This is a genomic window from Legionella stuttgartensis (assembly GCF_977063405.2).
Genome location: NZ_CDRUHA020000093.1, coordinates 159,789 through 186,004, shown reverse-complemented (window position 1 = coordinate 186,004; position 26,216 = coordinate 159,789). Strand labels below are relative to the sequence as shown.

Sequence of the window (26,216 nt, the reverse complement as noted above, 5' to 3'; positions counted from 1 at the left end):
TTAATTGATTTGCTCCAATTTTAATTACCTTCATCCTCTTCTTCGATCCAACAATCACTAGGGCCACCAGGCGGTGTGGGGCGTCTTGGCATTGGGGTAGGATGAAATTTTGCTCCTTTTTCATTTCCCGAAAAGCGAGTGGTTGCTTTGATCCGATGAAGAGCGATCGTTTTGTTTAAGGTGTCAATTAAATTTTGTTCTTTAAATAGGAATAAGAGGTCATTATCGTCGAGGGTTTCATCTGATTGACATTTGCAAATCATGAATAAATTCGCATCATTTTTATCATTAAAGTTCGCAATCCTTTTCTTTTCTGAGGCATTCTCTGTTTTAATTAATACTTGGAATGAAAACTGAACGAAATTAAGATCGCCATTTCCTTCAGCATATTTTGCATAGGCAACAGAAATATTTTCCTAATTGAATTCCTGTAATAAATCTGAATCGTCATAGAGTCTGAAAATAATTTTTTGTTTTTCAAGGTCAGGGAGGGCTAATTTTTTTGCAATGAAGATGCGTGTGTCACCTAGATCACTAAATTCAGCTATTACTTTTTCTTCGCCTCGTGCAAATTGCTCAGTAATTTTATATTGCATATCTTCATGGATCAGTGTTGGATTTATCTTTTAAACAAATCAGTGTTAAAAATAAATTAGTAATATCCAGACAAATTGATCAAATATTATACTATAATAGTCTAAAGTTTGTAAAGTACTTTCTTTATTTTAAGTATACATACCTTATTTATGGAAGCGGAGAGTGAGTTTTTTACGCTCTGAGATAGGAGAACAGAGGAATTGAACGAAGAAATTTGTTTAGGTGTTTATTATGAAGAAAATAGATTTGGTTGCTGTAAAGCCCGCCCACTTAAGTAGTAAGCAAAAATCCGATTATGTAACCCTTCATCAAGAGTATTTATTTTTAGACAAAGAGACCTTACTTGATTATTTGGCTCCAAGAGATTATGTATTACTATTTTACGATAAAAGTTCGAAAAAACTTGTCGCAACCATCGGTGTTTCTATAATACATTTTAAAAAGGATGTATTAGTTTACTTTGGAAACGTGGTTGTTGAAGCATCTTATAAGCATTCGGGTATTATTTCATATGCCATGACCAAACACGTTTTAAAATTATTTTTATTGTATCCCTTTAAGAATAAGTACTGTTGCGGTTTGGCCTCATCGTCGGGTACTTTGGAATATTCTCTAAAATACCCCCCCTCATGGCCCAGTCCCAAAGAAGAAACACCACCTCATATCGTTCAATTAATGCTCGATACCTTACAAAAACTAAATATTGATAGATATCGAATTGAAAATGGGAATGTAATTACTTATAACTTATCCGAAAAAATTAAGTCTACCTTTCATAAAAAAGCGCACGCTATTTCTAAAATGGACAAGTATTTCAATAAAATTAATCCTTACTCTGAACAAGGAGAGCAAGTTTTTTTTCTAAATCCAATTACGATCAGGAATACGGTGAATCTTGCTGTACGTGGATTCCATAACCATTTGATAAATCACCCTAAACTTTATCACAAAATCATGAAATGTAAGTCCAAAAGACCTATTTATACAATTGTTCTTTTAACAATAACAATGATTAAACTAAAATTAATAAATAAAAAAGGGAATTATAATTTAAAAAGATGATTCAATTTTAAACTGACAAGGAACTAATTATGGAGCACGAGCAGTTTGATTATCTAAACGCTTTTACTCGTAACATTGGTTGGCTTACTGAAGAAGAGCAAATTTTTCTTCGAACAAAAAAAATTGCAATTGCAGGACTTGGCGGAGTGGGTGGAATTCATTTACTCACACTAGTTCGCCTAGGCATAGAACAATTCCATCTGGCAGAGATGGATACTTTTGAAATCCAAAATTTTAACAGGCAAGTTGGTGCAACCGTAAGTTCTCTTCATCAACCCAAAATTGATGTACTTGCCCAAATGGCCAAAAGCATCAACCCAAATGTCCAAATTACCTGTTTTAATGAAGGTATTAATCAACATAATATTAACGAATTTCTAGCTGGAGTGGATCTATATGTAGATGGCTTGGATTTTTTTGTTTTAGATGTAAGGGCCCAGGTATTTAAACGAGCTTATGAAATGAATATTCCGGCAATTACTGCTGGTCCTATAGGAATGGGGACTTGTTATTTAGTGATGATGCCAGGTCAAATGACCTTTGAAGAGTACTTTCAATTTAATGGATACAATCCCAAAGAGCTTCCTGTTCGTTTTTTGGTGGGATTAAACCCTAAGCTATTTAATAGACATTATTTAGTTGATCCCAGTCGAGTTAATTTTGACTTAGAAAAGGGGCCGTCAACAATGATTGCCTGTCAATTGTGCGCAGGAGTGATGGGTGCTGAAGCTTTAAAAGTATTGCTTCATCGGGGACCTATTTATGCACTACCCAGATATCAAGTATTCGATCCATACCTATGTAAACATCGTATAGGATGGATGCCCTGGGGAAATCGGAATCCAATTCAGAGATTGAAAATTTTTCTAATGAAAAAACGTTTAAGCTCTTCAAGTCAAGAAAAGGACGATTTTTTATCAGAACATTCAACAACAGTCGAAAAAATTTTAGAGCTTGCTCGATGGGCACCTAGCGGTGACAATTCACAGCCTTGGCGATTTATACTAGTGAATCCCTCGCAAATTAGAGTGGTAATCACTAATGAAACGCCAAACAATTGCTATGATTATGGAGGAATACCTACCTTAATTTCAGGTGGATTCTTACTTGAGACATTCAATATTGCTGCAAGTTTATTTGGATTGGAGAGTGAGTACCAAAGTGAATCTCACACAAGCACACAACATCACATTTTAGTTACTTTTAAAAAGAACTCTAAATTAAAACCAGACCCATTAGCTTATTGCATCAAAATAAGATCGGTGGAGCGGGGTAATTATAAGCGATTAAAATTAGCCGATAATGTAAAAAGGCTCTTAACTGAGTCAATAGGGGAGAAGTTTGACATTATATGGCTAGAATCGATGAGAGAGAAAAATTTTATAGCAAAACTCACCATGTTGGCTACAAAATTACGAATGACTATGCCGGAACTTTTTCCTATTCACCAACAGGTATTTACCTCAAAAAATCGAGCGACTCAAGGCATACCCATAGCCGCTACCGGTATTAATCCTTTGACTCAACGGATCATGAAATGGGCACTTAAATCATGGTCTCGAATTACGACTTTTAATAAATTAGGTGCAATACAAACCAATCAATTCGAATTGGATCTTCTTCCAAGCTTATTCTGCAGTGCCCATTTTTTTCTTATTCCCAAAAGCCCAATTAGTGGAGATGATTACTATTTTAAAGTGGGTGCTGCCATGCAACGATTTTGGTTAACTGCAACCCAATTAGGTTTAGTCATGCAACCTAATTTTGCACCGCTGATGTTCCAATATTATGCTGATGCTCAAATCCAGTTTTCACAATTAAAGTTCTCGCAGAATACAGCTCTTAAAATATCCAAAAATCTACATGCACTTTCTCATGAGAATCCCGTATTATTTCTTGGCCGCATTGGATATCCTCAGCAAAAACACACCAAAGTGCGTTCCCTTAGAAAATCTCTTGAAGAGCTTCTTACCAAGGACACCCCATGAAAATTTATGGAGCTTTAAGTTACTCATGTTTTTATTATTTGCACGTAATTTGTTCCATCATCCCCAACGACAACACCATGAATTTCAGTAGCAAAACCAGGTAGCGCTTCTCCAATATCATCTAACATAAGCAAGAATTCAAGAATCACTTCACAATCATCGGTGATTTGTTCTCCGGGCATAATTAAGGGAATACCAGGTGGATAGGGCAAGATCATCACAGCAGAAATTTTATCTTTTAATTGTGCTAGAGGTATCAGTTGAGTTTCTTGCCGAATAAGCTTTTGATATGCCTGATGAGGCGTCATAACTACTTTAGGTAGTTTATCAAAAGCATGGTACATCACGTTTGGTAAATTATGCTTTTGCATCAAATTATGAAGTGTGTTAGCCAAGGTTTGAATAGACATTTTTTCATAAAATTCAGGATGTGCTTGATACAGTTGTGGGATTACGATTTTAACTGGGGCATTTTCATCATAAAGTTGTTTAAATTTATTTAAAGCTGCCAATAAAGCCATTGATTTGGCTCGCGTAATTCCTAAACTAAATAAAAACAGCATCGAGTAGGGGCCGGTTTTCTCAACAATGATTCCATGAGATGCAAGGAATTTTTCCACAACAGTCGCTGGAATACCCCAGTCATCGAGTTTATCATTCTTGATTCCTGGTAATAGTACAGTCACCTTGATTGGATCCAAAAATAAATGATCCTCGTCTACTTCATGAAAGCCATGCCATTTTTCGTTGGGTTTTAAAGGGAAACAGGATGGTTTGTTTTCTAATGTGGGTTGCCATACATCAAAAAACCAATCAGAACTTTGTTTTTTCAAGCGTTTGATTTCTGTTCGAAAATCCCATGCCAATTCAATTGCTTCATTGATTAAATCATACCCTTGATTTCCAGCCATCATTGCAGCCGAAACTTCACAACTGGAAACAAGAGGATAGAACGGAGAAGTGCTCATATGTATCATGTAGTTGGTATTAAGAATGTGTTCATTATAATTACCTTTAACATGAATCATGGATGATTGACTAAAAGCGGCTAATAACTTATGGGTTGATTGGGTTTCAAAAATCACTTGATCTTTTTGTGGGGTTAAACTGAGCCCGAATTTTTCAGCGTAAATAGGATGAAAATTGGTATATGGAACCCAAGCGCTATCAAAATGTAAGTGTTTTACTTTAAGCTCATTTTGAAAATTTTCAACTTTATAAAGTAGGCCATCATACGTTGAGTTCGTAATGACGGCATAAGTAGGCCAGGCCACTGCTTCAGGATGATCCAGAATTTTGTCGTGAATCGCTTGTTCAGTATATTCTGATTTAGGGATCCCTCCGAGAATCCCATAAGTGTTTCGTGTAGGCTTCAAATAAATGGGAATGACATCCACCATCATTAAGAATTGGGCGATGGATTTATGGCAGTTCCGATCAACAATGACGGTGTCCCCAGAAGTTGCTGAATACATGCCCACTATTTTATTGGATGTTGATGTACCGTTGGTTACAATTAACGAACGATCGCTTTTGAAGACATTGGCTATAAAATCTTCGGCCTCTCGTTGAGGGCCGGAATGTTCCAATAAGCTTCCAAGTTCTTCTATCGAAACGGAAAGATCGGCGCGAAAAATATTTTTACCATAAAAGTCATAGAATGCGGCACTGGTCGGATTTTTTTGAAATGCGGTTCCACCTAAATGTCCTGGAGTGCAAAATGCATAATTCAATTCCTGAACATAATGCATAAGTGCTTTAGTGAAAGGGGGTAGAATTGCGTGACGGTATTTTTCTATGGCAAGTAATATGCGTTTAAAATCATCATGTGCCAAATTAGCATCATATTGCAAAAAATCCAAGGTAAGATCAAAGTCACTAAGATTGATGTCAATAGAGGCATGCTTATTCGTCATAGCAAAAACAGGTAACAGTTTATTATGATTCGAAAAATGATGTAAATCATCAAATCCAAAATCATCCCAATCATAAAGAATAGTGACAATTCGTGGATTTAAACTACTTACATCATAAGCGTCCTTTAATGAAGTGCATACGGTAAGCTCATAATTTTTTTGTGTTAAAAAATTTTCAAGCATACTGATAAAATGCTTTTTGTATTCTTCAATTCCTTGCGCATACACAATAAGAATATGATTCATCGATTGTCCTTTTACCTCAATTTATTCTCTAAAATGTACTTTAGCCTATTCGAAGTAAATGATATATTTTTTTATGATTATAAAGAAATATTTTAATGAGTAACGGGAGTTATATGCCTCATATAAAAGTGAATGATATTTCCATGTATTATGAGATGCATGGCAAAGGAGAGCCGCTTGTTTTTATTGCTGGATTTAGTGTGGATCATATAGCCTGGGTTGAGGTTGTGGAGCGTTTTAAAGATAAATACCAGGTTATTTTATTCGACAATCGTGGTGTTGGGCAGACTGATGTTCCTGAGGGACCTTATTCTATAGATCAAATGACGGATGATGTCGCCGCTCTATGTTCGGCACTTGATGTTTCTCATGCTCATTTTGTGGGCAATTCGATGGGGGGATTCATCCTGCAAACTTTGGCCTATCGCTATCCCTCATTGGTTCGCTCGGCAGTAATTAGCCATTCGGCAGCAAGATTACATAGCGTTTTTCATATTTATCTTGAAGCACAATTAGAGTTACTCAAGGCGTATGCTCCACTTAAATCGCTACTTAAAGCCTCATGTAGTTGGGTTTATTCATATCAATTTCTTGCTCAACCCGGAGTGCTTGATCAATTAATTCAACTTGGTTTTGACTATCCTTTTCCATTCACTGTAAAAGGATATGAAGGTCAATACGCAGCGCTTAAGCATTTTGACTCAAGCACTTGGGTTAACAAAATCAATGTACCAGTGCTTGTATTAAGTTCAGATCAGGATTTAATTTTCAGTGAAAAGGATGCTAAATCTCTTGCCGATCAGATCCCTAGAGCACGTTATTATTGTTTTATGGAATGTGGGCATCTGCCTCAGATGGAGTATCCTGCGCAATTCACTAAAGTAGTGTGCGAATTTATTGAGAGTTTATGAATTGTAGCCTCAGTGCAGCGCAGTGACGGTATTCAAATCGATGAAACCAGTGTTTTGCTACGCTGCGCCCGTACTACAAAATTCGGTTAATTAAGAATCAGCATGTGTTTTAGTAAAGTCATGAATTTCAGGAATAATAATATTGCGGAATTTCTTGCCATTAAACAATCCATAATGTCCCACTCCTTCCGCAAGTAAATATTTTTTCATAGAGTCAGGTAAATTTTTACACAAAGATAGAACGGATTTTGTTTGTCCTACTCCGGTAATATCATCTCGCTCACCTTCTATGGCCAGAATAGAGGTGTTTTTTATATCCTGTACGCGCACATTATGACCGCGCGATTTGTAACGACCCGTTGTTAGCAGTTTTTCTTGAAATACTGTGTTTATTGTTTGCATGTAAAATTCAGCAGTCAGATCCATGGTTGAAAAATATTCGAGGTAAAATTTTATTATCTTGAAGGCTGCTTCTTTTTGATTATCTGCGTAGCGATCAACCGCTTTTTGTAGTGACTCCATATGACGCTGAAAATTCATACTCATAAAACCTGCAAGTTGCATAAAACCAGGATATACAAGCCGCATCGCGCCTGGAAAACGAGAGGGGACAATCGAGATCACATTTTGTTGAAACCAATCATCTCCTCGTGAGGCTGCTAATTCGTTTAGCGAGGTAGGGGATTGGTTCGTATCAATTGGTCCTCCAAGCAATATTGCTGTGCGAGGAAGATTGGGTGAGTTATTAGTAGACATGAGTGCAACTGCAGCTAAAACAGGAACCGTTGGCTGGCAAACTGCCATAACATTTAAATTAGGTGCGAGTAAATTTAAATAAGAAATGATGTAATCAATGAAATCATCTAAATCGAATGAGCCTTCAATCAAGGGTACATCACGCGCATTTTTCCAATCTGTAATATAGACATCGTATAAAGGAAGTAAATTTCTGACGGTGTCGCGTAGCAAGGTTGCATGGTGACCTGACATGGGCGCAACTACCAGTAATTTTGGCAAATTCAAGTGTTCAGCATTTACTTTTTTAAAGCGAATTAGATTGCAAAAACTTTTTCTATCGATAAGTTCTTCTTGAACATCGTAATATTCATCTTGAATTTTGACTTCATTAATATCAAATTTGGGTTTGTCATATACATTAGTAATGATATGAAATATATAGGAATAGCCTGATAATCTGCGAAAATGGCTGGAATTTGCTTCCAACATTTTTTTCAAGGCATTTTGCTCATCCGCTGAAATATAGGGAATGTTAACAGGTAAATTAATATTGTCAGAAATTCTGCGCAAACGTTTTGCTACATTGTCAAAATAATCTGAGTAAGGCTGGAGTAAACGCATGTTAAAATCATAGATATTGTAAAGATAACGATTATCAAGAGGATTAAAAAACATTTACGTACCTCGCATGTTTTAGGGAGATGCGAACAGGAAGGTGCATCACAATACTAATTAATATACACAAAATTATAAAATAGCAAATTTTTCTAGTATGACTCTTTTCCTCAGAATTTAAATGATAATTTGATAATCGAGTACCAAGTAAGCTGGTGCTTTCAACCAGGTTTACCGCCTGCATAAAAGGAGAAAAGGGTCTCTCCGAAATTCCGGAAGTACTAACGTTTTGACCAGCACTGAGAGTAATAATAACAGTCTCGGATTTCTTCTTGGATTACAGGTGCCGGTATCCCTGCTTTAAATGGTGCGATAAGCATTTTGGTACTGATGAGACGTTGTTGAAGAAGAGTTACCAGAGTATGTGCATTTTGTTCTGGTTTGCCATAAAACGTAGCATTCAAGTGGGTTTTTAGTTCATTGGCTTGTAAAGATGAGTCTAAAGTGAATGCGTTCTCTGGCTCATTAATACCTCTTCCAATAAATAAGGATTTTGTGCCAAATTTTTTTCTGCGACAGTAATTGCCTGACAAAAGCCATCGAGCATAGAGCGACTAATGCCATCCTCTCCAGACATGTCGAATAAATCAGAAATAATTGTATGCGGTAGAAGAGGACCAACCAATTTATCAAAGGGCAGGGCATAACCATGGCGATAATGATCACGATAGTTTTGCCCAAAAAATGAATAACTGATTTTCTCAGTCGGAGAAAAACTGGGATCATCCAATGCTAGCGTATCTGCATGACGTCCTTTGTAACTCAGAATACCAGCACAACCAAAATCTACAATTGCAGCTCGTTTAGTACCATCACTCTCCACACAATAGCCTGAGTTGAGTAATTTGGAGTTTAATATATCCCATAAATTAAAAACCAAAGCTACTGCATACAATTGGCCAATAATTTTTGCTTCTTCTGAGTTGAGCGATAAATTTTTCCGCGTAGGTAAGTATTCGCGATCAAATAAGGGGGCTGTTCTGACTTCTTCTTTTTGTGATAAAAACTCAGAAAAACCATTTATGAATTTGGAGATGACCCCAATTGATTGGTCCTTATCAATATGTAGATGGTTTTCTGGGACGACTAAAATACCTTCAAACATTTTTTTTGCCATACGAGGAATCAAAACTTCGAGGAAGGCGCCTTCAAGCTTGATTGAGAAAATATGCTCCGTAGTATTAAAGGAAGGATTATTTAATTCTTCATGAGAAAGATATCCTTTGAAGACATCGTTTACAGTTAAGGTATCTGGTTTTTTTATCAGATAATAAGCACCAAATTGGTCAGATAATATTTTTTTTTCGGTAATCCCTTTGGATAAAGATGAAGCAATTTTAGAGGGTAACTCTTCTTTTTTTACTTCCTTGAGCTCGATATTATGAGGAAGCTTTGGCATGATTATTCTCCCCAAAAAATACAATGAATGTATCGTGATTAATTTCAGGTCATACTAAAGTGATTTGTATAAAAAACTGTGTTCCAATTTTCCATCTTATTATACAAAGCAAGAAAAAGGCACCATTTTATCTTGTTGCGAGTTGATGAGAGGAACTAATAGATTGCTCTTAAAGAATTCTAGAGGTAAATCGCATTCTAACTCGAATGCGATTCGTATTATAAACTTTGAAGAACTAAGCTCACATGTATTGACCACCATTAATATCCAGGTTAGAGCCGGTAATAAATCCTGCTTCTTCCCCTACTAAAAAAGAAACGGCATTTGCTATTTCTTCTGGTTTACCAAGTCGTCCAACAGGAATACTGCTCGTGATCTTATCTAGGACTTCTTTTTTCAAAGTAGTTATCATCGACGTTTCAATATAACCAGGGGAAATGGTATTTACGGTAATTCCTTTATTTGCAACTTCTAAAGCCAAGCTCTTTGCAAACCCAAATAAAGCAGATTTTGTTGCTGCATAATTGCATTGACCAAATTGACCTTTTCGACCATTAATTGATGAGATACAAACAATACGTCCGTAATTTTTCTCAATCATAAAAGGTAGTACGTTACGTGTTATATTGAAGGTACTGGTTAAATTCGCATCAATTACTTGTTGCCAATGGTGAGGTTCCATTTTCTTTAGGCTGACATCGCATGTAGCTCCGGCGTTATTGATTAAGATATCAATACGACCAAAACGCTCCATGATCGAATTAGTCAGTGCTTCACAATCAGAGAAATTAACCAGATTTGCGAAGAGAATTTCGATATCATAGCCGGACTTTTTTTGAAGGGTTTGCCACTGTAATACTTCAGCATGTTTACCATTTTTAAAGTAACACGCAATTACTTTATAATTTGTTGCAAGACGTCTGCAAATTGCAGTACCTATTCCCCCGGTCCCCCCTGTAACAACTGCTATCTTTTTCTCCATGAATGATTCTCCTGGTGAAATTGGCTATTACTTCTTTTTAATGCTAGATTAAGTGGGTTTGATATTATTCAAAATTTTATCGTACAATGACTAGTTAGCCTTTACCTTGGATGAAGTTGGGGTAAACCCTAGATTTAGAAAAGTAAAAGTAAAAGTAAATTAAGTGGTACAAATCACTTTGAAAAGTCATTCCTATAATGAGGAACACTAAGAAAACTAACCGATTATTATTGTGACTTTTTGAGATAACGATATGATATTTTCTGAAGTATTTGATTTTTCTTAATCAAGGAAGTGGACATGGATTTTGCTGAGGCAGCTGTTTCTGTAGTGGATGATGATCCAGAGATTCGTCAGTCATTTCGTTGGTTATTTGAGTCTGTGAATATTCCAGTATGCACCTATGAAAATGCTGAATCATTTCTTGATAGTTATGATTACATGCAAAAGGGATGTTTGATTATTGATGTGCGGATGCCGCTTATGAGTGGTCTAGAATTGTTAGAGTATCTTAACGCATCAAGAAATCAGCTTTCGATGATCATGATCACGGGCTATGGTGATATTCCAATGGCTGTGCGAGCGATGAAAGCTGGAGCTAGTGATTTTATTCTTAAACCTGTAAATCATCAGCATTTACTGGAAATTACTCAAAAATGTCTTAAAAAAATCCAGACGCATTCTCTTCAGCCTCAATCGGATTTTTATGAGCGCCTAGAACGTTTGACTAAACGTGAGCGACAGGTTATGGATTTGGTTATTGAAGGAAAATTAAATAAACAAATAGCTCACACACTTGATATATCTATATCCACAGTAGAAGTTCACCGCGCGAACGTGATGCGAAAAATGGAAACTAAGACTCTAGCTGAACTTATAAAAATAAATCTGCTTTACACCCTGCATTTTGCCGAGAGTTCTAACTCTTTAGTCGAAACCTCATAATTTCTCTTTGCCCAATTTAAGTTATTTAAAAGAATAATTTAAATTGTTTTAATCTGTCCTAATACAAGACTCCTAAATAAGCATAATGATAAAATAGTTTTTATATGACTAAAAAGTGATATTATTTGTTTTTTTAAATATCAGGAAAAGATTATGGCAAGATTTCCAAATAAAACCCCTTATGAGCTTCGTCAATATTTTAAGCAACTAGACTTGGCTCAATTAATCAAAATTAACCAAGATTATGGTCCTCATTTTATTTCGCTTGAAGACCGACTGGACCATCATAGAGAAACATTAAGGGTTGCAGAAGAACGTTTAGCTAAGCTTAGGCAGGATAAAGAATCCCTTGAGTCAAAGTACGATCAGGTTGCCGAGGAAGAGGCAGGATATCAAAAAACTCTTCAAGGAGTTCTTTGTGATACGGATCACACAGACCGATTTCTTGGCAGACAAGCTGCAGGTTATTCTCCCCTGGCTTCATTCGAGCTTAAATCACGGTATATATATACTGAACTTTCACAGGCTGCTGAGAGAGTAAATGGTTTGAATCGAATTATTGAGAATTTGGAGCAAAGGAAAACAGCTGCTATTAGCGAACTAAAAATTTTAAATAAGGTTATTGAGGAAAAGAGAAACGTCTTCGCAGCAGAACAAATACAGACATCCAAACCATCATAGTAAAGTAGTACGTTGAGTTTTTTGGATGTACACAAAAGAGAGGATCAAAGTATTTGGTGTAGTTTGGTCAAGTACTTTGCCTCAAATTGTTTGCTCTAAACCATTTGAAATGAGAAAGAATTGCTACTCTATATTTTCAGTATAAATAAAATTGTTTTTGGCCTTATTCATTAACTCTTTAAACTTTTGTAAATGCCTTTCAGTAGTTGTGGAGGAGTGTAAAACAAATTCAGAAACACACAATGCAAATAAAACCCTGCGTATCTCCCCAATCGTTTCTTGAAAGATATCAACTCGTTTTTTGGTCTCTTGGCTAATTCTTACTTCCAGTTTTAAATTTTCAGAACTTATTTCAATTGGCGCACAATGTTTGATTACTTCACTACGTAATTTTTCCACAAAAAGAAATGTATTTATTTTCTGTTCTCGACATTTGACGATTTGTTGCATGATATCGTTAAAAAAATTGTACACCATCATTTGATGAAATAAATAAAGTTTTTGGGAGTAACGATAAGCTTGAAATAAAAAATAATCACCAACTAAAACAATAAAGATACCAATTAGGGTACACGTACCGCGATTGAGAACCATTTCAAATGGTCCCTGAGGTGAGTTGGCTTCAGTGGTTTGCGCTAATAGTAAAAAAACTACAAGAGTAATGAAAAATACACTAATGTCGTAGCGTCTTGTATTTAATGATGAAACGGCGAGTCCAATGATACAGATAATAAATACGACAGGAATTAATCGATAGTTTAACTGCATGAAATAAATTAGAGGGATTAAAATCAACAATGCAGCAAAAGTGCCGCCAATCCGATGAATTGCTCGTCGGATAATAAAACCAGGTTCAATTCCTGCACTGATGACAATTACTGTGAGTAAAACCCACCATTTATGAGGAATGGTTGTAAATAAATAAATCCACATGGCAACCATAAACATGATTGCCAGTTGCGTAAACCGCGCATAATCAAGTTTTCTTTTCAGTTTTGCCGCAGAAAGCATAATTTATTCCAATGGATAAACGCTTGTTGTAAACAACGTGCAATATGATGCTGTAATTTCGTTTGAGGTTCTATAGGAAGCGAAGGTGTTCCACAGGATGTATATGTTTTCATATTTTGTCTAAGCCAAAAGAGATTATTCTTTACACCGTACCAAAATACCTCGTTCTTTGTTTCATAATATAAATTGTCTAATGCATGTTGAATATTTCGTATGTTTATTGAAACACGATAACTTTGCATTAAATATTTTTTAGGAAGCATTCGTCGGTAATTCCGCACCATCCCCAAATGCAGAATTTCTTCACCTATAGGACTTTTTTGATTCTGGTTTAGAGCTGCATCAATATCTTTCTCGAGGTATTGAATGAATTTCTGCAAGCCTTTGTTCCATACAATCAAATACATATTAGGGAAGCATCTTAAACTGATCAGTGCAAAAGTCATTGATAATAGCGTTGATGAAATAAAACCATAAGCGACCTCAAGGTTGGCTGATGGTTCAACGCTTAGAACAACGGCACCAGTAGCTATAAGCAGCATGGTTAAATTTTTTAAAGCATAGAAATATTTTAAAACGTAAAAATAGGTTACTGCTAAGACAAATACCGAGAAAAAGAAAAAAACACCACGAAATGGATAGACAAGATAATAGGATACACTGATGAGAATGACTGCAACAGTGATAAATATCAACAAGTTTTCTTTCTCTTTAAAAGTAGAGAGAACAGGGGCCTCATAAAGAGCGACCAAGAAAAAAGGCGAGAAAAAAGCAAGGAAACTAACCGGCTGAAACAACCAATAAACATACACTTCTATAGTCGCAACAAAGAGACATTTATAAAGAGTAATACGTTGTAACGCATAGGGATCTACTTCATCAAGCCATTGCTTAAACTTTGATATAGACATAAGCACTTGTTCCGAGTCGGAGTGGGTAATGAGGGTCAGGATCGGTGATGCGAATAATGACAGGGAGTCTTTGAGGTAATAAGATCCATTGATTTTCATTGATTACGTTTTGTAACTGAGTCCGATTGTCCACTAATTGCCGATTAGCCGCCCAATAATCTGAATCAATTACTCCATGAAACATTTTTCTTCCCAGATACATTCTGGGGAATATCAATACTTCTGCGCCTTTACGTACTTGCCCCAAATCTGTTTCATTAAAGTTTGCTTGAATGTAGGTATTTTCAGCATCCACTAAGGAAAACAGGGGTTGATTAATATTCACAGGAGTTCCAACACTAAAAAATAAATTTTGGATGATTCCATCAGTTTGAGCATAAACCTCTGTTTGCTCCAAATTTACCTGAGCATTTTTTAATCGTGCGTGCAGGGATTTAATTTCATTTTCTTGGGCTTTTATTTGATGTTGATCGATTTCCAATTGTTTTAACGAGGCGTCCCATTTATCTTTTGCTGCTTTTGTTTCTTGTTGTGAATTTTGCAAAGTGATGAGAGAGACAGATTTTAATAAATAACCTTTACTGTATTTTTGATTATCCTGCTTAAATCTAATGTAATTTTTTTGCTCAGTTTCACTGAGTTTGAGATCGCGTTCGTAAGTAGTTTTCAAGGCGGCTAATTTGGCCTTGGCACTGCCTAAATCGGCTTGAAGTTGTTCCACTGCATAGATATAGGGTTTTTGAAACACAGTAAAAAGCTTTTGCCCTTTTTTGACCACATCGCCATTATGTACATAAAGATTTGTAATATAGCCATTGGCAAGTGCTGCAACAGGACGTACGTTATTGACGACAAATGCGTTATCAGTAAAAGGGAATAAAAAAGAAAAAATATAAATAATGGTGGTGAGAATGCCAATAAAAATGATGACATTCGCCATGGTGATCCAACGTTTTAGTCGGACAAATCCATTTCTCATACGTTCACGATATCTGACTAAATTTATCATAAAATCCAAGTTACCATTAAAATTAGATATATAGCCTGAAGGTGGCACCAGCAACCATGGATCGATATCCACCTTGGGTGTTGCCATGCGGGCTACATGAGTTCCTATAGCTATTTATTGTAAGCATATCCGCCTGCTAAGTCTTGATACAAAATCACCAATGACATCGCAAGTTCCAACTTGACTTGATTTGTTGAAAGCGCCAAGTTATCTAAATAGATTTTGCTTTGTAATAATTCTTTATAAGAAATTAATCCTGTTTTGAGCAATCCTTGTTGTAATTTGTATTTACGACGGTAATCCTTTTCTGCGTGTAAATACGCTATGAATTTTTCATTCATACGTTTATTGGCAGAAAAATCGCTATCAACTTCCTTTAAAATACGTCGGACTGTTTTATTAAATTCAGCAATTTTTGCATTGTAGGCCCCTTTACGTGCTGCAATTTTGCCTAGAGAACTTGGCGTCAGTGTCCAGTTGACATAGGCATCCGTTGTTTCAGCAAAATTACTGCTAGGCAAATCCACTTCGCCTAGAAAGGCATCCAACTGCAATCCCGGGAAAAAATCACTGTAGGCGACATTAATGGCTGCTCGCGAAGCGTTTAACGCATATTGAGCCATTTTTAAATCGGGACGATTGTTTAATACTGTAGCGGGTAAGCTACCCGGCTTAAAATGTGAAAAGTCTATTTTGGCAAAATTATTTTTATTTTTTATACTACCGGGATTTTCATTGATCAAATAACGAAGTGCATTCTCGCTGTACACAATATTATGCAAAATAGGTTTAATTTGAGCCGCAATCAATTGCTCATCAGATTCTAATTGAGCCAAAATAATTTCATTATCCAAACCAATTTTGATGTCTCCTTTGCCCAATTTAATTAGGGATTTTAAGTCCTGGTCTAATTGCTTCAATAATCTTAATTGTTCTAATTGAGCGATTAAAGTGAAATAAGCCGACGCTACTTGACCAATTAATGCCAGACGCATTCCTTCAATGGCTGCGAGACGATATTGAACATTATAGGTGGCCTCTTTTTGTTGAGTATAAAGTTTCATAATGTTCAGGAAATAGTAAGGCCACACCCCATAAAATGCACCGGGTGCTCCAAGTGCGGGGTTCGTGGAGTAGCCTGCAAACATTTGTACGAGAGGGATCCAACTGAGCTTGATTTGCTGCAATTCGCCTTGTGCTTGTTTTAAGTTTCCTATGGCAATATGGATGTCCATGTTATTGTTCAAGCCAGCCTCAATCAATTGATTCAATTCTACATCATGAAATTGTTGCCACCAAGCAATGTAAGGTAAATTATCTACAGGTTTATAATCCTTTGTGCTGGACGGAAATTTTTTAGGTGGTACAGAGATTTGCCGTTCAATATTTTTATTGCAGCTTAACAATCCTACTACTAATACCATCAAGAACAGTATTTTCTTTAACATGAATCGGTCATCGTATGGGCTGGGAGAATTTTTATCATTGTAATTTAATTGCTATTTTTATCATTAGATATTAATACCTTATATTCCTTGAAATGATGCGTGTTCGTCAACCATTGTGAGCTTGTCTTTTATTGACATGCAAAAAGGTTTTCCTTATATTCTTTTTTATCCACGCAAGTTGATGATTACATCTATTCTCGATTCCTCCCGATTTGTAATGTTTTATTCAACTTGTAGGGCGAGGGATACTTTAATTACTTTTGTTAAGGTATCTCTATGCTCAATGACTCTCAAATTTTAAGACATCAACCTATTTCAATTAATCTGGATAGTTTTCCCGGAGGAGTAGCGGTGTGGGGCGCTTTACCTGCTGTGTTTGATTGTCATAATAATAAATTCGATCGTGGTGTGCATATTCATGCAAGAATGACTCATTCTGGTAAAAAAATAATTGACCAATCGTACCCCGAAGTTGAACTGATTTGGCAAGAAAAAAGGATAATAATCACCGAAGCGAGTGCTTTAAGTTTCACCATGAGCTCGATTTTTGATTTTGATATCGTTAGTTTGGATTGCAGTCATTGTGGGAAGGTGCTGCTTGATAAGAACTTGGCTTCCGTTCGTCCTTCTTTTGAACATTATTGTAGTTTTTGTGGTAATTTAACCTGGACCAATACACGTTGTGTTGTGAATCCGGTTATTCGATTCAAAGAGATGCTCGATGATCAATTAGTAAAAAGACCATCAATAATGCCGCAACGAAAAATAAATTTAGATAAGACAAAATATCCAGGTGGATTCCAGATCTGGGGCTCAAATCCCTCGATTATTTGGACGGCAAAACGTTTGGAAGAAAGTGCAATTCATGTTCATGCATACAACAGTGAAAATAAGCGAGTAATTGATAACACCTATAGTGAGGTTTGGATAAATGGGGTTCTTCTGGATATTGAAATGGTGCGCGTATTGCAAATACAAAAAGCAATTCATGAACTTCGATTCCATTTAACCAGCATCAATTGTCCTCGTTGTTCCCATCCTCATTTTGATAAAGAGCTACTCGCCGTAGTTCCTCACCAACAACACCAATGTGAACAATGCGATGCCGTATTTAATTCGCCTAAGAGTATTATTAGTAATCCATCTACAACCATTTTAAATCAATTAACGTGTTTTACAGACGGGATATTAGAAAATGAATCAATTAGTGAAAACAATCTTTAAAGCAGGTGCATTAATTTTTGATGCGCAGCATCGAGTATTGGCAGTACATAAACGCGGAAAACCACGCGATGAATATATCGTACCCGGAGGTAAGATTGAGCCTGGAGAAACTGATGAGGAGGCACTAAGGAGGGAATTATTAGAAGAGTTAAATGTCACCGTTCTGTCGGTTAGACCTTATGAGGAATTCCTAGCAAAGGCCGTGTATGAAGATGCATTGTTAGTGATGCGCACTTATTTTGTCAGTATCGAAAGGACTCCTATTCCAGGGAGTGAGATTGATTATTTCGTGTGGTTAGATGCTCACTACAAGACGAGCGGATACCAATTTGCTTCCATTTTAGGGCAACAGATTTTACCGCGATTGTTGGCTGAGGGACATTTGGGTTGTGTTTATGCTCATGATTCATCCCAAGTTGAATCACTTAAATGCTCATCCATTGCCTTGTCTGGAGCGCATTCTTTAGAGAAATAACCATCATTGCGATTAAGGTAAAAATTTTTATAATAATCAAGAGCATTTTTTTTCGCGATATTATCGGGTACTCCAAGTAGTTTTGCAGTGCGATAATTTCTTTGAACGGCCTCACATTCAGTTTTTGCCTCATTGTATTCACCGCGCGCATGCATGCTTTCATGAGTTAAGATATCCAGGCTGATCAGTTCATCCAGGGTTGCACGTTGAGGATGCTTCACATAACTCATCAATAAGGAGCATTTTGGGTATTGGATGACGATGTATCCGGTTTTAGGATCAGCATGGCCGTAAACTCTTGGTTCTTCATCAAAAAGCGTATCAAATAAGGTATTACAATGGACTTTTGCAGGATGTCCCTCAGCTAGTTGATTGGCTACTTTAGTTAAAAAACGCTCGAAGTGCCAGTGATGAAAGGGGGGCCATGCAAATAACAAAGCCAAGATCAGCGACACGGTGAGATAACCTTTGGATATAGGTAAGTGACCGGTGAGTTCGCGGAATACCATCCAGAAAAAAAATAGAGAAATCAGAGCCCAGAGCATGATGATCCTTATTTTTTGCGCTTTGCTAATGCCTCTTTTTTTAATATATTTTTCATAGCCTTATAACCATTTTTCTTGTGCTGCTCTATGGTTTCCCTTGAAAAATCAGAATCCCATGCACACGGATCATTTTTGCCTACTTCTCGTATTATTCTGGTGATGGATTGTATTCCTGGATCACCCATTGTTTGAATATAAGTGGGGAATTGTCGTATCTCTTCAGCTATATTAGGCTCACAATAGTTCAAAATTTGTTCGATTAGTTTTTTGTAGTTATTGATAAGATCCGTTGTGTGGATGTCTTTTCTTATTTTTTCTGAGAATAAAATCTCATCTTTTCTTGAAAGAACCTCGATCATATTTTTAGGAAGCGAGCGATTTCGTGAATAAAGTTCGACAATATAGATTTTCTTGTTGGATTGGCCACAGACTTCAAGCGTTGAATCAATTGGGGTATTGGTAATAATCCCACCATCCCAGTAGTGTTTATTATTAATAGTTGTCCACGGGAATCCAGGAGGCAAGCTTCCGCTAGCAAGAATATGATCGGGGGTAATGTCATCTGTATAACTATCAAAGGTTTCAAATTCAGATGTTTCAACGTTAACTGCCATTACCAGCAAGCGAACAGGGCTGTCTTTTAATTTTTCAAAATCGACGTATTTACGTAAAAGATCCTTAACGTATGAGGTCTCGTAAAAACTTGTCCAGTGAATTGGTAATTGATCGACGCTGAAAATCGGCATAGACCATCTTGGAAGGAAGAAGTTGGGCGATCCCCAAATGATCGTATGCCAGGAAGAGAGAATACGTCGTGCTTGTTCATCAGAAACACTGAACATATCCTGAGCGAGATCATTCCAAAAGCCTTCCAAGGCTTCGGTTGCATGTTTGGGGTTTCCGGCGATAATTGCAGAATTAAATGCACCAATAGAAATTCCAGAAACAATATCTGGGTAAATTCCATGTTCCTCCATAGCTTTAACCACGCCGCATTCAAAAGCACCAAGAGCACCGCCACCTTGTAGGGTAAGAATGGTTTGAATTGCAATTTGTTCCAAGGAGAAGTTAATATCAAAAAGCTTTTTCTTATGAGGCTCTATATTAACTCGATTGATAATCAGTGATTCTGCTGCTTTAATTTCTTCTATAGGGCGTCCGGAAAAAAAGGCCCCTTGCAATAATCCATCTTTTAGATAAAACAAAGCACAGTTTTTTTCTTTAATTGAACCTCTTACTATTCGTTCGGTAGCATCAACCGTATCACCAATTATCACAATGTAATTATCAAATGCGTGGAGATTGAAATAAGAGGCACTATTGTAACTTTTTCTCATTCCCATCATATTTAATGCGGCAATTTTTCCCTGCTTGATTGCGTTATCTACCCCTCCATTTCGGTGACATCTTCTAAATACAGGATCAAAGAAATTAGCAACATCACCGGCAGCGTAGATTCCATCTTTATTAGTTTGCAGGTATTGATCCACAACAATGCCATCCTCGATCTCAATACCACTTCCTTGAAGAAAATCGACAACAGGAACGTATTTATCGGTAATAAGTACAAAGTCACATGCTAAAATTTTCCCGGAATTGGTTTCTATTGACTGTACATGTTTTTTACCATTAAATTGTTTGATCGCTTCATGAAGAAGTACTTCAACGCCATTGTTGGTTATAAAAGCAGCAATTTCAGCAGAAGAACTGACATTAAATAAATGGAACTCTTCTGCGATGATGGTTACTTCTACATTTTTTTTAACCAATAAAGATGCGATCTCAAGGCCAATAAAGCTTCCTCCCACAATAACGACTTTTTTGGCATGTTTTATTTCATGGATAAGTGGCTGGGCATCATGGAGGGTTTTAAGATAATAGATTTTATCGAGTGTGCTTCCTGGTAAGTCAACTCTTTTAGGATTGCAACCTGTGGCAATAAGCAATTTCCTAAAATTAAAAGTTCCAGCATGGTCTGTTCTCACCGTTTTGTTTTTGGGATCAACAAACAAAGCTTTTGTATTGAGCAATACATCAATATCATTTTTTATATAGTAGCTTTCATTGAATATAATAAATTGTTCTTTTTTTCGAGTTCCAGTCAAAAAACCTCTGGCAAGCTGAGGACGAAGATAGGGAAGAAAAGGCTCTTCCGATAGAATGGTGATGCTACCTGTAGCCCCTTCTTTTCTCAATGTGTCGGCAGTAAATGCAGAGGAAAGACCGCCGCCAAGAAGTAAATAGTCGACTGTTTTTGTCATCTTTGCTTCCTTTTAATGACAAGTATACGGTTTATAACAGCGAAAATGCCTGCTACCTGCAATTTTTATAAATATACTTAGTGAGGCTTAATTAAGTATTACCTCAAATTATATACCTTGGGAATATGAGGAAGGGGAATTCTGAGAAAATTTTTATTTTCAATCGGTTAAGGAATAAATTCAATCACATTATTAAGAGAAGAAAATAAATACTGTCTTTATCTGGGCATTAGCGCCTGTCTCAAAGACAGTATTTATGATCCTTTTATGCGTGTACCGTAAGACTTAAAAACAATCCTTGGAACGAAAAATTATTAGTTTCATTACCCGCAATACGTTGGGGCCCTAAATTTGCTACACCAGTAGGACCTGCAGTGATACCAGTAAACCCTCTAAGGGTATCCATTGCGCTTAAATACTCATTAATTTGATATCCGATTGCAGCAGTCCAAGTTGCTGTATTCGTCAATACGTGGGTATAGTCTAAGCCAATCTTTCCGGTAATGTTGTTCACAACACGATTACGTTTAGGCCAGTTGAAACTAAAGTTGGTACCTAGAAAAACTTCTGAGAACGACTGCATGGAACCTGCCATTAAGGCGTAGTCAAAATAACCAAGCAAACCAAACCCATAACCCAGGTCGTAATGACCGTCAAGACTGAATAAAGGACCAGCACCGCTGAATTTGCTCGTTACATGACCTGGAGCAGCAAAAGATAAGTTATGTCTTATTTGTGCATACCGAACCCCAAGAGAGGGACGTATTTTAAATACACCAGAGGTATCGCTGTATTTTCTTCCAGCACGAACATCTGCTTGATCTACCCTGTAAGTTAAATAAGCATCACTCACTAAATCAGGAAGAAAATCTCTAGGAATAAAAGCATCAGGGAATAAAATACTTCCAAATAAAGTGGAACCATTAGCAAAAGTATTTACAGCATGTGTTTTATTTTTTAAATAAAGGTAGTTTACTTCAATATTATTTGCCGACATTGGAATATCATAACCAACCGCTACACTGCCCGCCCATTGATAATCAGGATCAAATGGTTTGCTTTCAGCTTGAGTTCCTCCAGGAACATTAAATAACCAGCTATCAGTGACTAAGCCTATACCTGTTTCGCTTGGTTGTACGTAATAACCTGTACCGCTTACATACAGCCCACCAGGATTTTTAAATGCACAAAGCATACTGGTACAAACTGGTCCATCTTTATCAATGTATTTGGGAGGAGGGGCTGAAGAGACAGTATTTACTAGACAACATCCAGCTAAAACAAAAGGTAAAAACTTCAATGTCATAATGTACTCCTATTAATTGACGCAATACCTTACTTTTTTTATTGTTTAAATTCAATAAGTAAATCAATAGAAAGTCATTTGCCAGAATAAAGGATATACATCTCTAATCCAGGTGATCTAAGGGAAGTGTAGTCGTTTCACAAATGGTTCTTAATATAAAGCTTGATTGTACGCTAGTCACCCCATTGATACGCGTCAGTTTATCTAATAGGAACGATTGGTAAGCATTTAGATCGGGCACGATTACTTTTAAGACGTAATCTGCAGATTGACCGGTAATTAAATAACACTGAACGACCTCAGGGAGAAAACGAACAGCCTCTTCAAATTGACTCATTGCTGCGGGCTGATGACTATTTAATCCAACCAAAACAATCACGGATAACTTTAAACCTAGTTTTTCGGGTTCAAGTAGAGCAACCTTTTTCTTAATATAACCATTATCCTCCAACAATTTGACCCGACGAAGGCAGGGAGAAGGGGATAACGCGACCATATCTGCAAGTTCTTGATTGTTAATTTGACAATTTGACTGAAGGATATCTAATATTTTTTTGTCTGTACGATCCATAATTCTTAAAAAATAACATGAATATTTTAAATATTAGCATTTTTATCTAATAAATGATAATTAATTAAAATTAATATCTAAATAATCGAAATATACGCTTATATTTGCAATAAAATTTCACAACAAATGGATTAAAATATTTTCTAATGCATAGGTAATAACCAATGTGCGTGTATTAGCTGCTTGTTTTTTTGAGGATTTTTATGTCTACATCTCGAGTTGTTGCCTGGTTTGTATGGTTTATTGCGTCAATATTTTACGCATATCAATATGTTCTTAGAGTGATGCCCAATATTATGATGGATGATATTACTTCGCAATTTCATATTGATGCGACAGTATTTGGGCAATTTTCTGGTGTTTATTATCTTGGTTACTCGTTAATGCATTTGCCTATTGGGATCATGTTGGATCGTTTTGGCCCAAGAAAAGTAATGACTTTATGCATTTTACTTCCTGTTCTTGGCTTGTTGCCACTGATTTTTGCTGATCATTGGATGTACCCGCTTATAGGAAGAGCGCTTATTGGTATTGGATCCTCAGCTGCAATTTTGGGAACATTTAAAATAATACGCATGACATTTAAAGAGCAACACTTTTCGCGAATGCTTAGTTTTTCAGTGATGATAGGACTTATTGGTGCTGTTTATGGTGGCGGTCCTGTAAGTTATATGTGTCATGCCGTGGGTTATAAAATAGTCGTCGAAGTATTTATTGCTATTGGCCTCGTGCTTGCTTGTGTGACTTATTTTATTGTCCCCGATGAGAAACCCACTTATCACACATCAGTCCTTGCCAATATCAAAACGGTTTTTACCAATAAAAAAGTCATTTTGATGTGTTGTTTTGCGGGGCTTATGCTAGGCCCTCTTGAAGGCTTTTCTGATGTCTGGGGGTCTGGCTTTTTAAAACAGGTATATGGTTTGGATACATCAACAGCAAACTATTTACCTTCAATGATTTTTATTGGCATGTGTTTTGGCTCTCCAATTTTAAGTTTGATAGCCGAAAAATCAGGATATTACCTGGGAACAATCATTGCAGCAGGAATAACTATGTGTGTGGTGTTTGCTGCACTTGTTGCGGGTATGTTAACCGTATCTAGTATTACAATGTCTTTCATATTGGTCGGAATGTGTTGTGCTTATCAGATCCTGGCTATTTATAAAGTTTCTACTTATGTGCCCGAGCATCTTGCTGGCCTCACTACAGCAATTGCCAATATGATTATCATGATTTTTGGTTATGCATTCCATACTATTATAGGTTTTGTAGTCAATATAAACGGGGGAATTCGAGAAGCAGGGGCTTTTGTTTATGGAGTAGGGGTTATCCCTGTGACTCTGGCAATGGGGGTTATCGGTTTTCTAATTCTCGCATACCGTGAAAAATATACGGTCCGGACATTCTATCCTGTAGAGTCTCCGAGTTAAGGCTTTATGAACCAGGTCCCGCGATGTGTTCGCGGGAGCCACTAAGGTTACACTATACAAATCAGATAAGACTTTGATATTCGTAATAATTTGTCGAGTAGTTGGAAATTTTATCGATATCAGCTAATATTTTAACAGTTAACAAGATATGAATGTTAACTGCATCCTTTACAAATCCTTTTAAAGTGGGCCGTTAGCTCAGCTGGTAGAGCAGGAGACTCTTAATCTCTTGGTCATAGGTTCGAACCCTATACGGCCTATCAATTTCAACTAAATTATCAATAAATTCATCTCGTAATTACCATGCATCCTAGAAATTTGTCCTATAGTATTAACCAAAGGATTCAAAAAACATGAGTATAAGAGGACTATGTTTACTAAAAACTTAATTCACTCTAAAAACAAAAATATTCCACATAAACCAGCACTTATATTTGAGGATAAGAGTGTCACTTATGAGGACCTGGAGAGGACTGCAAATCGTTTCGCCAACTTTTTATTTCAAGAAGGATTAAAAGGTGAGCGTATTGCATTTATGCTTCCAAATAGCGTTGAAATAATTTCCATTTATCTAGGCTGCTTTAAGACGGGCTGTATTGCAATGCCTATAAATCGCCGTTATGCGTCGCCTGAGTTGGAGCGAGTGCTTCAAGACGCCGAACCCTATTATTTGATTATTGAGGAGGAAAAACTATCGCTTTTAGAGTCTATTGATTTAACTGCAACAAATATTAGGAAGGTATTTGTTGTTGGAGAAGGGTTGTCAAACGGATATCCTTCGTTTTCCAACATCATGAATAACCCGATTGAGTTTACGGTATCAAATCTTTCTTACAGCAGTCCTGCAGTAATTTTTTATACTTCAGGCTCCACTGGACAGCCCAAAGGGGTAGTTCATACGCTTGGCTCGATTGAGGCAATATTGGATTCAACTTCGGAGGCTTTAGGTACAATTACTGCTCAAGATAAAATAATTGTTTGTGAACCCCAATGCCATATCAGTGGTTTTATGGAAACCTTTTCTACTTTATCACGAGGAGGTTCTGTTCTCGTCTATGATGGTTTTCACCTGCAAAATTATTTAGATGGATTATTGAAACACCGACCTACTTTAGCTGTTCCGCACATTGATACACTTATGAAAATTTTAGATTCAGGTCGTTGTACTTCAGATACGTTTGCTTCGCTACGTGGTGTTTATACAGGGGGCGATGTATTGCCTGAAGCGGTTCAAAAACGATTTACGGCTTGCGCTGGAAAGCCAATTCATGTGGGTTATGGTATGACTGAGGCTATTTGGTTAACAGTCAATCGCGATGAAAATCCCCCAAAAGGTTGCATTGGTAAAGCCGTTCATGGAGTAACACTCCGTTTAGTGGATCAATCAGGAAAAGAGGTTCCACAAGGGGAGGAGGGAGAAATCCTGATAAAGGGAAATATGGTGATGCTGAATTATTGGAATAATCCAAGCGAGTCGAGAAAAGCATTTATAGATGGATGGTTTAAAACGGGTGATAGTGCGAAACAAGACAGCAAAGGAAATTATTATTTTACTGGGCGGGTTAAGGATATAATTATTCGGAATACTTCAAACATAATGCCTGGTGAAGTTGAAGCTGCGATTTATCAACATCCTGCCATTAAAACGGCTGCAGTAATTGGAATCCCAGATTCCCATGAAGGCGCGGTTCCTATAGCATTTGTAGTACTCAAAGACGGGAAACAGTTGACGGAATCGGAACTTAAAAACTTTCTAACTCAATATATTGCACAATATAAGATTCCAGTAAAAGTATATTTCATTAACGCGATTCCATTAACCAATAGTGGAAAAATAAACCATAAAAAACTCTATGATTATCTACCCTAATTAAATCGTTTT

24 protein-coding genes and 1 tRNA gene are annotated in these 26,216 nt (G+C 36.7%); 10 read left to right on the top strand and 15 right to left on the bottom strand.

Features of this window, described 5'->3' with window-relative positions:
* Nucleotides 1-20: 20 nt before the first annotated feature.
* The gene (locus tag ACWTEW_RS30965) at nt 21-263 is read right to left on the bottom strand and encodes a hypothetical protein (RefSeq protein WP_454781810.1); all 243 of its coding nucleotides are present in this window, start codon (nt 261-263) and stop codon (nt 21-23) included.
* Between the two features lie 153 nt (nt 264-416).
* Nucleotides 417-596: a hypothetical protein gene (locus ACWTEW_RS30960; RefSeq protein ID WP_454781809.1), complete on the bottom strand. Its 180-nt coding sequence runs from the start codon at nt 594-596 to the stop codon at nt 417-419.
* Between the two features lie 232 nt (nt 597-828).
* On the opposite strand from ACWTEW_RS30960, the gene ACWTEW_RS30955 reads away from it, so the two are divergent.
* Nucleotides 829-1,659, top strand: coding sequence for a hypothetical protein (locus tag ACWTEW_RS30955; RefSeq protein ID WP_454781808.1), 831 nt, complete (start codon nt 829-831; stop codon nt 1,657-1,659).
* A 29-nt stretch (nt 1,660-1,688) separates the two neighbouring features.
* Nucleotides 1,689-3,647: a ThiF family adenylyltransferase gene (locus ACWTEW_RS30950; protein WP_454781807.1), complete on the top strand. Its 1,959-nt coding sequence runs from the start codon at nt 1,689-1,691 to the stop codon at nt 3,645-3,647.
* A gap of 23 nt (nt 3,648-3,670) precedes the next feature.
* Here ACWTEW_RS30950 and ldcC read toward each other — a convergent pair whose 3' ends face one another.
* Nucleotides 3,671-5,809 carry a lysine decarboxylase LdcC gene (gene ldcC / locus ACWTEW_RS30945; RefSeq protein ID WP_454781806.1) on the bottom strand — a complete coding sequence of 713 codons (2,139 nt, stop codon included), beginning with the start codon at nt 5,807-5,809 and terminating at the stop codon, nt 3,671-3,673.
* 113 nt (nt 5,810-5,922) lie between these two features.
* On the opposite strand from ldcC, the gene ACWTEW_RS30940 reads away from it, so the two are divergent.
* Nucleotides 5,923-6,720 (top strand): alpha/beta fold hydrolase, encoded by a 798-nt coding sequence (locus ACWTEW_RS30940; protein WP_454781805.1) that lies wholly within the window; start codon nt 5,923-5,925, stop codon nt 6,718-6,720.
* A 90-nt stretch (nt 6,721-6,810) separates the two neighbouring features.
* On the opposite strand, the gene phaZ is transcribed toward ACWTEW_RS30940, so the two are convergent.
* The 4 genes from phaZ to phbB all read right to left on the bottom strand — a co-directional run bounded on the left by phaZ (nt 6,811) and on the right by phbB (nt 10,514).
* Nucleotides 6,811-8,133 (bottom strand): polyhydroxyalkanoate depolymerase, encoded by a 1,323-nt coding sequence (gene phaZ / locus ACWTEW_RS30935; RefSeq protein WP_454781804.1) that lies wholly within the window; start codon nt 8,131-8,133, stop codon nt 6,811-6,813.
* A 221-nt stretch (nt 8,134-8,354) separates the two neighbouring features.
* On the bottom strand, nt 8,355-8,537 hold the full coding sequence (locus tag ACWTEW_RS30930) for a hypothetical protein (protein WP_454781803.1): 183 nt from the start codon (nt 8,535-8,537) through the stop codon (nt 8,355-8,357).
* A gap of 35 nt (nt 8,538-8,572) precedes the next feature.
* The gene (locus ACWTEW_RS30925) at nt 8,573-9,532 is read right to left on the bottom strand and encodes a hypothetical protein (protein WP_454781802.1); all 960 of its coding nucleotides are present in this window, start codon (nt 9,530-9,532) and stop codon (nt 8,573-8,575) included.
* 241 nt (nt 9,533-9,773) lie between these two features.
* Nucleotides 9,774-10,514, bottom strand: a complete 741-nt coding sequence (gene phbB / locus ACWTEW_RS30920) for an acetoacetyl-CoA reductase (RefSeq protein WP_454781801.1) — start codon at nt 10,512-10,514, stop codon at nt 9,774-9,776.
* 300 nt (nt 10,515-10,814) lie between these two features.
* Between phbB and ACWTEW_RS30915 the strand changes: the two genes are divergently transcribed.
* Both ACWTEW_RS30915 and ACWTEW_RS30910 read left to right on the top strand, forming a co-directional pair.
* Nucleotides 10,815-11,459 carry a response regulator transcription factor gene (locus ACWTEW_RS30915; RefSeq protein ID WP_454781800.1) on the top strand — a complete coding sequence of 215 codons (645 nt, stop codon included), beginning with the start codon at nt 10,815-10,817 and terminating at the stop codon, nt 11,457-11,459.
* Nucleotides 11,460-11,612: 153 nt separating this feature from the next.
* On the top strand, nt 11,613-12,140 hold the full coding sequence (locus tag ACWTEW_RS30910; protein WP_454781799.1) for a hypothetical protein: 528 nt from the start codon (nt 11,613-11,615) through the stop codon (nt 12,138-12,140).
* Between the two features lie 123 nt (nt 12,141-12,263).
* Here the strand turns inward: ACWTEW_RS30910 and ACWTEW_RS30905 are convergent, their stop codons facing one another.
* The 4 genes from ACWTEW_RS30905 to ACWTEW_RS30890 all read right to left on the bottom strand — a co-directional run bounded on the left by ACWTEW_RS30905 (nt 12,264) and on the right by ACWTEW_RS30890 (nt 16,519).
* On the bottom strand, nt 12,264-13,151 hold the full coding sequence (locus ACWTEW_RS30905; protein WP_454781798.1) for an FUSC family protein: 888 nt from the start codon (nt 13,149-13,151) through the stop codon (nt 12,264-12,266).
* Nucleotides 13,130-14,062, bottom strand: a complete 933-nt coding sequence (locus ACWTEW_RS30900; RefSeq protein ID WP_454781797.1) for a hypothetical protein — start codon at nt 14,060-14,062, stop codon at nt 13,130-13,132. Before ACWTEW_RS30900 ends, ACWTEW_RS30905 begins: the two co-directional genes overlap by 22 nt.
* Complete coding sequence (locus ACWTEW_RS30895) at nt 14,043-15,071, bottom strand: HlyD family secretion protein (RefSeq protein ID WP_454782061.1); 1,029 nt, start codon at nt 15,069-15,071, stop codon at nt 14,043-14,045. The genes ACWTEW_RS30900 and ACWTEW_RS30895 overlap by 20 nt, the downstream gene beginning before the upstream one ends.
* A 110-nt stretch (nt 15,072-15,181) precedes the next feature.
* Nucleotides 15,182-16,519 carry a TolC family protein gene (locus tag ACWTEW_RS30890; protein ID WP_454781796.1) on the bottom strand — a complete coding sequence of 446 codons (1,338 nt, stop codon included), beginning with the start codon at nt 16,517-16,519 and terminating at the stop codon, nt 15,182-15,184.
* A 276-nt stretch (nt 16,520-16,795) separates the two neighbouring features.
* Between ACWTEW_RS30890 and ACWTEW_RS30885 the strand changes: the two genes are divergently transcribed.
* Nucleotides 16,796-17,743 carry a hypothetical protein gene (locus tag ACWTEW_RS30885; protein WP_454781795.1) on the top strand — a complete coding sequence of 316 codons (948 nt, stop codon included), beginning with the start codon at nt 16,796-16,798 and terminating at the stop codon, nt 17,741-17,743.
* The gene (locus ACWTEW_RS30880) at nt 17,715-18,218 is read left to right on the top strand and encodes an NUDIX hydrolase (RefSeq protein WP_454781794.1); all 504 of its coding nucleotides are present in this window, start codon (nt 17,715-17,717) and stop codon (nt 18,216-18,218) included. Before ACWTEW_RS30885 ends, ACWTEW_RS30880 begins: the two co-directional genes overlap by 29 nt.
* Here ACWTEW_RS30880 and ACWTEW_RS30875 read toward each other — a convergent pair.
* The 4 genes from ACWTEW_RS30875 to ACWTEW_RS30860 form a co-directional block, all read right to left on the bottom strand.
* Nucleotides 18,143-18,763 carry a hypothetical protein gene (locus ACWTEW_RS30875; RefSeq protein WP_454781793.1) on the bottom strand — a complete coding sequence of 207 codons (621 nt, stop codon included), beginning with the start codon at nt 18,761-18,763 and terminating at the stop codon, nt 18,143-18,145. The genes ACWTEW_RS30880 and ACWTEW_RS30875 overlap by 76 nt on opposite strands.
* 8 nt (nt 18,764-18,771) lie before the next feature.
* On the bottom strand, nt 18,772-21,024 hold the full coding sequence (locus tag ACWTEW_RS30870) for an FAD-dependent oxidoreductase (protein ID WP_454781792.1): 2,253 nt from the start codon (nt 21,022-21,024) through the stop codon (nt 18,772-18,774).
* A gap of 265 nt (nt 21,025-21,289) precedes the next feature.
* Nucleotides 21,290-22,330, bottom strand: coding sequence for an Lpg1974 family pore-forming outer membrane protein (locus ACWTEW_RS30865; protein ID WP_454781791.1), 1,041 nt, complete (start codon nt 22,328-22,330; stop codon nt 21,290-21,292).
* Nucleotides 22,331-22,433: 103 nt separating this feature from the next.
* Complete coding sequence (locus ACWTEW_RS30860) at nt 22,434-22,901, bottom strand: Lrp/AsnC family transcriptional regulator (protein WP_454781790.1); 468 nt, start codon at nt 22,899-22,901, stop codon at nt 22,434-22,436.
* Nucleotides 22,902-23,104: 203 nt separating this feature from the next.
* Here ACWTEW_RS30860 and ACWTEW_RS30855 point away from each other — a divergent pair, with 203 nt between their 5' ends.
* The 3 genes from ACWTEW_RS30855 to ACWTEW_RS30845 all read left to right on the top strand — a co-directional run bounded on the left by ACWTEW_RS30855 (nt 23,105) and on the right by ACWTEW_RS30845 (nt 26,204).
* Nucleotides 23,105-24,334, top strand: a complete 1,230-nt coding sequence (locus ACWTEW_RS30855) for an MFS transporter (protein ID WP_454781789.1) — start codon at nt 23,105-23,107, stop codon at nt 24,332-24,334.
* Between the two features lie 187 nt (nt 24,335-24,521).
* Nucleotides 24,522-24,594, top strand: a tRNA-Lys gene (locus ACWTEW_RS30850).
* Between the two features lie 110 nt (nt 24,595-24,704).
* Nucleotides 24,705-26,204: a class I adenylate-forming enzyme family protein gene (locus ACWTEW_RS30845; protein ID WP_454781788.1), complete on the top strand. Its 1,500-nt coding sequence runs from the start codon at nt 24,705-24,707 to the stop codon at nt 26,202-26,204.
* Nucleotides 26,205-26,216: the final 12 nt, after the last annotated feature.